The 10,667-nt window shown below is 54.9% G+C and carries 7 protein-coding genes and 6 pseudogenes; 8 read left to right on the forward strand and 5 right to left on the reverse strand.

Going from position 1 to position 10,667, the window contains the following annotated elements; genetic code table 11:
• The 4 genes and pseudogenes from ACTNBK_RS15620 to ACTNBK_RS15635 all read left to right on the forward strand — a co-directional run.
• On the forward strand, positions 1–1,144 hold a 1,144-nt coding region (locus ACTNBK_RS15620), incomplete at its 5' end, for a recombinase family protein (protein ID WP_441147503.1).
• A gap of 14 nt (positions 1,145–1,158) precedes the next feature.
• Positions 1,159–1,344 (forward strand): hypothetical protein, encoded by a 186-nt coding sequence (locus ACTNBK_RS15625; RefSeq protein ID WP_320885730.1) that lies wholly within the window; start codon positions 1,159–1,161, stop codon positions 1,342–1,344.
• A 109-nt stretch (positions 1,345–1,453) separates the two neighbouring features.
• A pseudogene (locus ACTNBK_RS15630) lies at positions 1,454–1,699 on the forward strand (VirD4-like conjugal transfer protein, CD1115 family); the annotation flags it as partial.
• Positions 1,700–1,916: 217 nt separating this feature from the next.
• Positions 1,917–2,045, forward strand: a pseudogene (locus ACTNBK_RS15635) (Maff2 family mobile element protein); the annotation flags it as partial.
• A 154-nt stretch (positions 2,046–2,199) separates the two neighbouring features.
• Here the strand turns inward: ACTNBK_RS15635 and tet(40) are convergent.
• Positions 2,200–3,420, reverse strand: a complete 1,221-nt coding sequence (gene tet(40) / locus ACTNBK_RS15640; RefSeq protein ID WP_002578914.1) for a tetracycline efflux MFS transporter Tet(40) — start codon at positions 3,418–3,420, stop codon at positions 2,200–2,202.
• Positions 3,421–4,273: 853 nt separating this feature from the next.
• Here tet(40) and ACTNBK_RS15645 point away from each other — a divergent pair.
• The 4 genes and pseudogenes from ACTNBK_RS15645 to ACTNBK_RS15660 all read left to right on the forward strand — a co-directional run.
• Positions 4,274–4,672, forward strand: coding sequence for a plasmid mobilization protein (locus ACTNBK_RS15645; protein WP_177187319.1), 399 nt, complete (start codon positions 4,274–4,276; stop codon positions 4,670–4,672).
• A pseudogene (locus ACTNBK_RS15650) lies at positions 4,644–5,714 on the forward strand (relaxase/mobilization nuclease domain-containing protein); the annotation flags it as partial. The gene ACTNBK_RS15645 and the pseudogene ACTNBK_RS15650, both read left to right, overlap by 29 nt.
• Positions 5,714–6,529, forward strand: a pseudogene (locus ACTNBK_RS15655) (hypothetical protein); the annotation flags it as partial. The pseudogenes ACTNBK_RS15650 and ACTNBK_RS15655, both read left to right, overlap by 1 nt.
• 1 nt (position 6,530) lies before the next feature.
• A pseudogene (locus ACTNBK_RS15660) lies at positions 6,531–7,490 on the forward strand (recombinase family protein); the annotation flags it as partial.
• Position 7,491: 1 nt separating this feature from the next.
• Here ACTNBK_RS15660 and ACTNBK_RS15665 read toward each other — a convergent pair.
• The 4 genes and pseudogenes from ACTNBK_RS15665 to ACTNBK_RS15680 all read right to left on the reverse strand — a co-directional run.
• Positions 7,492–8,880: pseudogene (locus ACTNBK_RS15665) on the reverse strand (relaxase/mobilization nuclease domain-containing protein); the annotation flags it as partial.
• The gene (locus tag ACTNBK_RS15670; protein ID WP_002596229.1) at positions 8,852–9,250 is read right to left on the reverse strand and encodes a plasmid mobilization protein; all 399 of its coding nucleotides are present in this window, start codon (positions 9,248–9,250) and stop codon (positions 8,852–8,854) included. The gene ACTNBK_RS15670 and the pseudogene ACTNBK_RS15665, both read right to left, overlap by 29 nt.
• 497 nt (positions 9,251–9,747) lie before the next feature.
• On the reverse strand, positions 9,748–9,960 hold the full coding sequence (locus ACTNBK_RS15675; RefSeq protein ID WP_002586615.1) for a helix-turn-helix domain-containing protein: 213 nt from the start codon (positions 9,958–9,960) through the stop codon (positions 9,748–9,750).
• Entirely contained in the window at positions 9,953–10,375 is a 423-nt protein-coding gene (locus tag ACTNBK_RS15680; protein WP_002586616.1) for a sigma-70 family RNA polymerase sigma factor, read from the reverse strand. The genes ACTNBK_RS15675 and ACTNBK_RS15680 overlap by 8 nt, the downstream gene beginning before the upstream one ends.
• Positions 10,376–10,667: the final 292 nt, after the last annotated feature.

Here is a 10,667-nt window from a genome sequence, read left to right on the forward strand (position 1 = left end):
TCCCCTGGGGCTGATGCGTGACCCGGAGGATCGGGGGCATTTGATCCTTGACCCGGAGACTGCGCCGGTGATTCGCAAAATCTATGACCTGGCACTGGATGGCTGGGGCTGTATGCGGATTGCCAAGCAGCTGATGGAGGACAAGGTTCCCATCACAAGAGTAAAAGGAAATACCGCCTGCGATGTCAACTACTATGCTTGGGGCGGCGCAAGAATCAGCCATATCCTGCGTAACCCCTTTTATAAGGGCGCTCATCTGGTTTGCCGGACACACCAGAAAGGGATTCGCTCCAACACCTATGACATCATTCCCCGTGAGAACTGGGAAATCATTGAGGACTGTCATGAGGCGATTGTGACGCCGGAGGAATGGGAACAGGTGCAGGCAATCGTGGATCGCAGGCCGCCTATTATGAAAGGCAATGCCTGCCCCTTCTACAACCTGTTCCACGGTATTATCTACTGCGCCACCTGTGGGAAATCCATGCAGGTGCGGTATGAGAAAGTCGGCAGAACTGGCAAAAACCGCTTTACCGGCGAGATGCGGGAGCCGATTGACAAGGCGTATTATATCTGTCAGACCTATAACCGGCTGGGCAAAAACGCCTGCACCAGCCATAAAATCGAAGCCAGGGATTTGTATAATCTCGTCCTGAAAGACATTCAGGAACTGGCAGCGATGGCACTCAAAGATGCAGATGCCTTTTATCAGCGGTTGAGCAGTCGGATGGAGCGCCGGTATATGGCGGATGCTTCCGAGATGCAGAAAGAGCGTGAACACCTGGAAGCCAGAAACCGGGAAATTGACGATATGTTCCTGAGCCTTTATACCGACAAGGCCAAAGGCGTGATCTCTGAGCAGCGGTTTATGAAGCTAACCGCCGCCATGGAGCAGGAACAGGAAGAAAATCAGCGTTGTTTGCAGGAACTGATGCGAATGCTTCAGCAGTCTGACGCTCAGGAAAGTGAAGTCCGTACCTTTATCCGGGAGATTCGGCAGTATGCCACTATCCAAGAACTGGATGAAACGGTTCTGAACCGCCTGATCAGCCGTATTCTGGTGGGCGAGGTCAAGAAGGTTGATGGTCAGAAAGTTCAGGAGGTCAGGATCGTTTATAACTTTGTTGGCGAAATATTTATGTGAAGAAAGGGATTTTTATGAAAACAGATATTTCTACTATTAAAGAACTTGAAAGGCTGTTTCGGGAATACGAGCAAGAGGTGCTGACAGCCCAAAATAGTGGATATTTACAGCCTAATACCACACGCACATATTTGCTTCATTCCGGAAACTTCGTAAAGTGGTGTAAGGACGAATTTGAGCCGGGTGCCAAAAACAAGTAAGCTCCCTCATTTAAGCTAAACAACAAACTGAACGGTTTCGTTCCAACCCTTCTCTTAACCGAGAAGGGTTATTTTTTTGCCCATTTTTGAATTCATCACTTGACATTGTGGCAAAGAGCTGATGAGCCAGGATGAACTGGCCGTTATGGACGGCGGCAAGTGCATCCTTCAGCTGCGCGGTGTGCGGCCTTTCCTCTCGGACAAGTACGACATCACCAAACACCCCAATTATCCGTACACCGCCGACGCGGACCCCAAGAACGCCTTTGACATCGAGGCGTTCCTGTCCACACGGCTGAAACTCAAGCCCAACGAGGTCTACGATGTGTACGAAGTAGACGCAGAGGGCGCGTAAATCTGTTCCGCTGAGAAGGGAGTGATTTTATCTATTCGCCGCAACTGCCCTTTTGGGGCCATTGGCGTACAAAGCGGACAATCACCAAAAAATAATGAAAAAAGGAGGACAGCCGGAATCAGCCCCCGGAAACCGGGCGGCAGATTGTTCCGGCTTTTGTATGCCTATGAACCATGACTAATCAACCTTTTCAAATGATTCCGGCTAACTATCATTTATGGCATTTTTCACTTCTGCTATCAGCACTTTGCAGACTCTCGTTATCGCCCTCGGCGCTGGTCTCGGCATCTGGGGCGTCATCAACCTGCTGGAAGGTTATGGCAATGACAACCCCGGCGCGAATGCTCATGTACGGTAAAGTATCACAAGAAAATTATGTCGAATTGACAGCCGCCTCCGCTATACCGAATAAGGAAATAAAGAGTCCTCAAATTTTGCGCTACTAAATGAAGACGAGCGGAAGTAATCTCCCGCTCGTCAGTAAACTTAACTATGCCATATCAATCCCGCTTCTTTCCCGCCACCGGCACTAAGAACAGCGCGGGCAACAGCAGGAAAGCGGTACAGACCAGCCCCCAGGGTATGGACACCTGCTGGGCTACCAGCCCCACAATAGGCCCGCCGATGATCTGCCCGAAAGAGTCCAGCTGTCCGCTGGTGGAAAAGACTGTGGCGCGCATTTTCTCATCCACATGGTCGTTCATCCAGGCGGCCAGCACAGGCTCCTTGATGGTGCGCATAAGCCCCGCCAGCAGGAACACCAACAACATGAACCAAAAGCTCCGCCCCACCGCGAAGAGAACCAGGCACAGGATATACCCGGCGCTGGTGGACATGACCACACTGGTTCGGCTGACAGTCCCTTTTTTCTCCATGCGGGCGATGAGCAACTGAGAAGCCAGAATACCTAAGCCGCTGCCGATAAGACTGATAACACCGAACCAAGTGACGCTGTTCAGCGGCCCGATAACGGGTATTACCGTGTCATCCAGAAAATGAGCGGTGGAGAGCCGGTCAAAGCCTTCACTGGCAAGTCCCCCGCATAGTGTGATTGCTAAGAGCGCCAGCAACACAGGTGCGCCTTTCACAAAGCCCAGGTTGAGCTTGAACAGGCAGACAAAGTCTTTAAGCAAGCCCTGCCGTTCCTCAATAGCAGGGGAGAAGTTGGTTTCTGGCATGATGCGAACCAACACCAGCCCCAACAACAAGCACAAACTGCCCCCCAAGATGACAGGCATTTGCAGGTTTATGTTTCCCAGCAGTGTGCCCAGCACCACGCCCAGAACGCCGCCGATTTGCCCCATTTGACTGCCCCGCAGGAACACCTTGTCTATGGGTTTGTCCTCTTCCTCCGAGGCAATCCACGCCTCCAGAGCGCCGGTGATGAAGGTATCACCGCAACCCCAGACAACCTGGGCCAGCAGAACCGGCGCGAACCACGGTAGCGCACCCTCCATCAGAAAGCCCAGGCCGTAGAGGAACATTCCAATCAGCACCGAGCGCCGACGGCTATACAAATCCGCCACCACACCGGTGGGTATCTCGAACAGAAAGCAGGAGGTCTCCAGAACCGTCCCTACCAGGACAAGCTGGAAAGCATCCAGCTGCACCACCTCCAGGTGGTACACGATGGAAAGCACTGTGGACATAGAAACCGCCAGGGAAAAGACAAATCGGAACAGCAGGTAGACAGAATATGCCTTTGAATTTTTAGCAAACATGAAGTTACATTCTCCTTTACGAATCAGTGGGTTGTTTTGTGAAACAAGCCCGACTGCCGCGCAGGAAGGGCAAACTTCTCAGCCCTTTCTAACAGTGATTTTAGAAAAGGCCTCCTAAAGTGCCCAAAGCGCCGTTAAAAGACTTGTTTCTGTTTTTGCAGTTTGCCATATGAATACCTCCGATACTGAAATTAGAACAACATGGCTGTTCTTCTTCGCGATATTATAGCAAATGGGCTTTGTGTTGTCAATGTAAAGAGAAGCGAGAGCGAGAGCGAGAGCGAGAGCGAGAGCGAGAGCGAGAGCGAGAGCAAGTATCGACCCGTGGCCCAAATTTCGCTCCGCTCATTTGTTCCCCTGGTCTGCTACTTGTTGGGGAGTGCCTTCCCCAAACCCTGCTGACCGGCGCTCCGCGCCGGTGTTGTGGCGCAGCCGCGCCACAAAAATCCGTCAGCCCCGCCTGTTGCGTTCTCGCCTGACCAGGCGGAAATCGGAAGCCGTTTCCGCAATCGCCGCAGAGCGGCGCACCCGCCGGAATAGTACACCCGCTTTGCGTCTGTACTGTTCCATCGGGCCAATTCGACAAAACTAGACCTCAAAACGCATTGACAATACTTTACATTCGCTCTATAATAGTCTTAACGATGAGCGATATAAAAAGTGAATATCAGTAAAATTCTCTGCACCCAGATGGTCTTGACCACCTGGGTGCATTGTGTTTTTCCAAAGCCTGATGTTCCCTTTTCCATCGCGTAACACATCGCCCATGACAACTGAATATGGAAAACTTGAAAGGTGTATAATGGGCGAACTATACCCTAAAGGGAATTTCAAAACAGGAGGTAAAAGTTTATTGTCCAAACGCTACAACACGCCCCACCGCACCCACATCATCAAGACCCGTGTGACCGAAGAAGAACACGCCGACTTCATGGAGCGCCTGACCGCCTACGGCATGAGCCAGTCCGAATTTATCCGGCAGGCCATCACCGGCGCGACCGTCAAGCCCATCATCATCGTGTCCCCCGTCAATGACGAGCTGCTTGCCGCCGTGGGCAGGCTGACCGGGGAGTATGGGAAAATCGGCGGCAACCTCAATCAGATTGCCCGGTATCTGAACGAGTACGGAGCACCGTACAACACCCTCGCCGCCGAGGTTCGGGCGGAGCTGTCCGACCTCGCTGCCCTCAAGTTCCAGGTGCTTCGAGAGGTAGGTGAAGCCATTGGCAACACTGAAACATTTAAGCTCTAAAAATGCCGACTACGGCGTGGCGGAGCAGTACCTCACCTTTGAGCATGACGAGTTCACCGGCAAGCCCATCCTGGACGAGAACGGGCGGCTTGTCCCCCGTCAGGACTACCGCATTTCTTCTTTGAATTGCGGCGAGGAGGACTTCGCCGTAGCCTGTATGCGGGCCAATCTCCGCTATGGAAAAAACCAGCAGAGGGAGGACGTGAAAAGCCATCACTACATCCTGTCCTTTGACCCCAGGGACGGCCCCGACCACGGCCTGACAATGGACAAGGCCCAGGCGCTGGGGGAGCGGTTCTGTGCCGAGCAGTTCCCCGGACACCAGGCCCTGGTCTGCACCCACCCGGACGGTCACAACCACAGCGGCAACATCCATGTCCATATCGTTATCAACTCCCTGCGGGTGGCCGAGGTGGAGCGCAAACCGTACATGGACAGAGCCAGCGACACCCAGGCCGGAGCCAAGCACCGCTGCACCGCCGCAGCCATGCGCCACTTCCGGGCCGAGGTCATGGAGCTGTGCCAGGGGGCGGGGCTGTACCAAATCGACTTGCTGGGCGGGAGCAAAAACCGTGTCACCGAACGGGAGTATTGGGCGCAGAAGAAAGGGCAGCTTGCTCTGGACACCGAAGCCGCCGCCCAGGGTAAGCCGCCCACCAAGTTTGAAACGGACAAGGAGAAGCTGCGCCGGGAGATCCGGGCCGTCCTCAACCTGGCCGTCAGCTTCGAGGACTTTGCCCAGCGGCTGTTACAGCGGGGCATCACCGTCAAGGAGAGCCGGGGCCGGTTGTCCTACCTCACCCCCGACCGGGCCAAGCCCATCACCGCCCGGAAGCTGGGGGACGATTTCGACCGCGCCGCCGTCGGTGCCGCTCTGGAACGCAACGCCGCCCGTCCCAGCCTGGGAGCCAAGCCCAGCATCCGGGAGCAGCTTCGCCAGCCCCAGGGCGTCCAGCGCATGGTGGACATTGAGGCCAAGAAAGCCGAGGGCAAGGGCATCGGCTACCAGCAATGGGCGTCCGTGTTCAACCTGAAGCAGATAAACACGCTGTTGTCCGCTATATGAAAGACCATGCAAGAGAAAAAGATACCGCCGCATGGCTGGCTCAGGAATACAGCGGCAACGACAGCAAGAGCCTATTTGTGATCCGCGCCGGAAGCCCAGAAGGGATTGAGCTGCCCTGGCCCAAGGTACAGCGCCGGATTGCCCAGCTTATCAAGGAGGACCGGTTCTACACCGAAGCGGAACAGGACCGGTTCGACAACATCGACCCCATCGCCATCCGGGAAGCCCTGGAGGAAAGAGGGATCGTCAACGGACAGGTGGCAGACCCGGAAAAACTGGACAATGACCCGTTCATCCAGCGCGTGATGGCAGATGTTGAGGCCATATCCAGAGAGGGCATCCCGGCAGATGAGCCGGAACAGCCTTCTCCCCATAATTCGCGTGTTCTGGTTTCAGATGAGGAATACGCTGCGGCTCGTGGCACACTCCGGGAACGAACTTCTTACGATCCGGCAGTCCTGCCCTATCATGTGGGTGATATTGTCTATCTGGATGACCGCGCCCACCAGATCACGGAGCTGCGGGATGAGACGGTGCAGCTGCTTCCCACCGGCATGAGCTACCCCATCTACCGTGCCGAGAGCCGGGAACAGTTCGAGCAGCTTTTGCGGGCAGACAAACGCAACGGCTTTTATACGGAAATCTTGCCGGTTGACCCCGACAAAGCCGATCAGGATCTGTGGGATGTGCTGTCGCATGGGCTGATTAGCGAGCAGGAAAAAGCAGAGCTTTCCGAACTGCTTCGTACCGGCAAGACCAACAGCGAGGTTGCCCTGTGGCTGAGCCGGGCCTAAACACCGGCTGGTGGTGGATGAAGAAGCTGCCACGGTAGTACGGGAAATCTATCGGATGCGCTGCTCTGGCATGGCCTACGGCAAGATTGCGGCGGCGCTGAACGAGAAAAGCATCCTTTCTCCCCGCTGGCATTGGGAACTGCACTACGGAAAAAAGGGTAGCTGCAAATACTCCAAACTTTGGACCTATGCCACGGTGAAAAACATTCTGAATGACACCGTTTATCTCGGCATAGTCACACAGAACCGCACCGGCACCCGTTCCTACAAGGATAAGGCCATGATTCAGAAGCCGGAAATGGAATGGATTTGCCATGAGGATGCACACGAAGCAATCATTGACCGGGAACTTTGGGAAACGGTTCAGGAAAAGAACCGGGCAGTCAAACAGCAGGCAGCAAACCATGCCGCCCCTTTGCCCGCCCTGTTCACCGGCAAGCTGGTCTGTGCCGATTGCGGGCATCCTCTGGTAGCCACCCGTGAGACCCAGCGCAGGAAAAACGGGACAGTCAAGCGGTATGTTTCCTATATCTGCTCCCATTTTGCTACAACCGGACACAGCGCCTGCTCCTGGCATCGGATTTATGAAATCTCGCTGAAAACGCTGGTGCTGAAGGAAATCAGGGCGCACAGTCAGGCGGTAGCACAGGATGAAAACGAGGTGCTGGACAAGCTGAAACAGCAGATACTTTCCGAAAGCGCAGCCAAACAGGAGGATTCTAAGCTGGAGATCAGCCGACTGCGGCGGCGTATTGGAGAGCTGGAACACATGACCGCCAAGCTCTACGAGGATAAGGTCAGCGGCACGATCAATAGCGATACCTTTGCTGTCCTGATTCAGAAAAGCGAACAGGAACGCATCCAAAAGGCGACCCGGTTGGAGGCTCTTTTGGCAGAAGAACGGAAAGCCCGACAGGAAGTTGAAAATATCCGGCAATGGGCAGGCATCATTCGCCGCTAAAATCGCTCTCATGGGCCTGCCGGTATGCGGCGCGGGCTTTCTCGGATTTCTGTGCCCGCAGCCCGTCGCGGGCGGCCTTGGTCTGGGCGTAGGCCAACACCTGCCGCTGCAACTTCTTTTTCCCTTGCAGCTTCGTTTCCAGTGCTTTCAGTTCGCCGCTGGTCTGGCGCATTTTCTGATAGGCGGTGTCAACGGCGGCTTCTAACTGCTCCGGGGAAGTAAAGCCGTATTGCTGGTAGACGGACAGCGTTTTGGCGGCCTGCTTCAGATTGTGTATCTTCGCCCAGCGTTCATAGCCCCGGCCTTTGCCCTCGGCCATTTTCTGCTCAATGTCCACAAGCCGCTGCACTCCGTCCTGTTTCGGGGCGGCTATCTCGGCTCTGGCAACCTGCAAGCGGTCTTTTATGGTGCGTGGGGGATCGGGGGATCTGGCTGGCGCTTCGGCTGCTCTGGCGGCGTTTTGCTCTAAAACGGCAAAGACAGCGGCGCGGTCAAAATCGTCGCCCAGCTTCCGGGCGGTAATTGGCTTTGTCCTGTCCGGCGTGAGGTAGGAAAGCCGCCCCCGGCTCTCCTTGACGGTCACACCCTCCTGCAGCAACAGAGAGGAAAACTCGTCAAAGCTGGCGGCGGTGGCAAGGGCTTTCCGTAGGGTCTGCCGCAGCTTCTCCTTGTTCGTTTCAAACTTGGTCTGCCGGGGCGTGATACTATCGGCAATCATGGGGGCGTTCTGCTTGTCCAGCGCGGCCTGTCCCTTTTTCTGCGCCCAATACTCCCGGTCGGTGACGCGGTTCTTGCTGCCGTTCAAGAGGTCGATTTGATAAAGCCCCTCCCGGTGGCACATCTCCATGACTTCGGATTTGAAGTAGCGCAGGGCAGCGTCGGTACATCGGTGCTTGCAGCCGACTTTCGTATCGGCCGGCCTGTCCATGTAGGGCAGGAACGGCACTTCCTCAATCCGCAGGCTGTTTATGACGATATGCACATGAATGTTGCCGCTGTGGTTATGCCCGTCCGGGTGGGTGCAGACAAGGGCCTGGTGGCCGGGAAAATGCTCTTTACAGAATTGTTCCCCCAACGCCTGCGCCCGGTCTACGGTCAGGCCGTTGTCCGGCCCGTCCCGCGGGTCAAAGCTGATGATGTAGTGGTGGCTTTTCACATCTTCCCGCCGCTGGTTTTTCTGATAGCGGAGATTGGCCCGCATACACGCAACGGCAAAATCCTCCCCGTCGCAGTTCAGCGTGGACAGCCGGTAGTCCTCGCGGGGGATAAGCCTGCCGGTTTCATCAAGGACGGGCTTCATGGTAAACTCGTCATGCTCAAAGAGAAGATATTGCTCGGCGGCTCCGTAGTCGGCGTTTTTAGAGTTGATATGCTTGAGTGTTGCCAACCGCGTCACCTACTTTCTTGAGGACTTCATACTTGAGGACGGCAAGGTCGGATATGGCGGCGCGTACCTCGCCGGAAAGGGTGTTGTAGGGTACGCCGTATTCGTTCAGATACCGGGCAATCTGATTGAGGTTGCCGCCGATCCTGCCGTACTCGGCTGTCAGCTTCCCGACAGCGGAAAGCAACTCGTCATTGACCGACGACACATGGACAACCGGGCGTATGGTCGCCCGCCGTATCGCCTGCCGGAGAAATTCGGACTGGCTGATACCATAGGGCGCAAGCCGCGCTGTGAAGTCGGCATACTCATCTTCGGACAGCCGGGTTTTCACAACGCGGCTGCGGTGGGGCGTGTTGTATTTCTTTCGCATGGTGTGACCTCCTTTCTCGCCCGTAAGGGCGCATGAGCAGGGTTTGGGGAAGGCACTCCCCAACAAGTTTCCCGCGAGGGGCAAAACTGCAGAATTGCGGATTTTGGCACCGTGGTAGAAACTTGCTCTCCGTGACTGCAAACTTTCTCTCACTTCCGTCCGCCACTTTTTTGGAAAACTGCAACCACAAAAGTTTGTTTCTCTTTTTCTGCTACTACTAATCCTGTAAAGGGCATTCCTGCCCGCTTTCGCTAAAATGACACCGGACGCAGTGGTTTCTACCCGGTGTTGGAGAAATCCTTTCTCTTTGCCCTCTACTACGGGTAAATGCTCCAAATGCCAAACACCAGGGCAGAAAAATTCCCTCCTCGCTTACTACTACAACCGGCAGGGGGCAAAATGGCCGGGAGCGGAGCCGGACAACAAAAAAAGCAGTAAATCTTTTTCAAGACTTACTGCTTTCGCTGGCCGCGTCGGTGGCGGCTGGTATTCAGTTTTTATGACTTGTCCGGTGGTTCGTCAAGCCGGAACTTGAATTGACAGTCAATTAACCGCTGCTTTACATAGTCCTCCACCTCGGCGTTGACCTGCCCGTTCACTTTTGAGAAATAGCGGATATATCCGGCGTAGTGGAGCAGGACAGCGTTCACGGCTTCTGGGTCGCCCTCACGGGCTTTGAGGATTGTTTCATAGGGGAGAAGTCTACTCATACCGGCTCACCCCCATTTCTTCGCGTAGCCGCTGCAAGGCAAGCTGGATATGCCGCCCCGCTGTGCTGCGTGACCGGCCAATACACGCGCCGATCACGCGCTGCGGCTGGCGCAGAAAGTAATAGCGCAGGATTTCTTCCCGCGTCTGCTCCGGCAAAACAGAGATCGCGTCGGCAAGGGCGGCGTTGCAGAGCAGGACGGTCTGACCGCAGACGGTAAATGGGTATTCCTCGTCCGGCTCCGACGCGGCAAACTGGACAAACTTCTCGTTCATCAGATAGTCAAGGGAAACTTGCCGTTCCCATTGCCGTTTAAGCTTCAAAATCTTGTCCAAGGCGGCACAGCGGATAACAGTCTTGCAAAAGGCGTTGTACCTGCGCTGGATATATTCTTGATAGGCTATCTGGTCGGTCATGGAAATTCCCCTTTCTGAATAATAGTGCGGGGCGGTGGCACTTCTTGCTGTCGCCCCTTGATTGCCTACCAGCAAAGGCGGGCGGGGCTGTCAACGGCTGCGCATATGCGCCGTTCATCTTGACCGTTGACTGGCTCGGCTGGGTTTGCTATTTACCCGACAAACTTGAATTTATTTTAAGGGTCGATTGTAAAATGAAGTTGGACACCTAAGAAAAAATCCATAGTGATTTTCCCCACATGGTAGAATGAAGTTTGCACACAACTTCTTCCAAGGGAGGGCAATCACTATG

It is taken from the genome of Intestinimonas sp. HCP28S3_D6 (assembly GCF_052065695.1).
Taxonomy (GTDB): Bacteria; Bacillota; Clostridia; order Oscillospirales; family Oscillospiraceae; genus Intestinimonas.

Coding starts and splice junctions, on each gene's coding strand:
- ACTNBK_RS15675 (WP_002586615.1), bottom strand. CDS start 9,960: ATGAGTAGACTTCTCCCCTATGAAACAATCCTCAAAGCCCGTGAGGGC.
- ACTNBK_RS15680 (WP_002586616.1), bottom strand. CDS start 10,375: ATGACCGACCAGATAGCCTATCAAGAATATATCCAGCGCAGGTACAAC.
- ACTNBK_RS15670 (WP_002596229.1), bottom strand. CDS start 9,250: ATGCGAAAGAAATACAACACGCCCCACCGCAGCCGCGTTGTGAAAACC.
- ACTNBK_RS15625 (WP_320885730.1), top strand. CDS start 1,159: ATGAAAACAGATATTTCTACTATTAAAGAACTTGAAAGGCTGTTTCGG.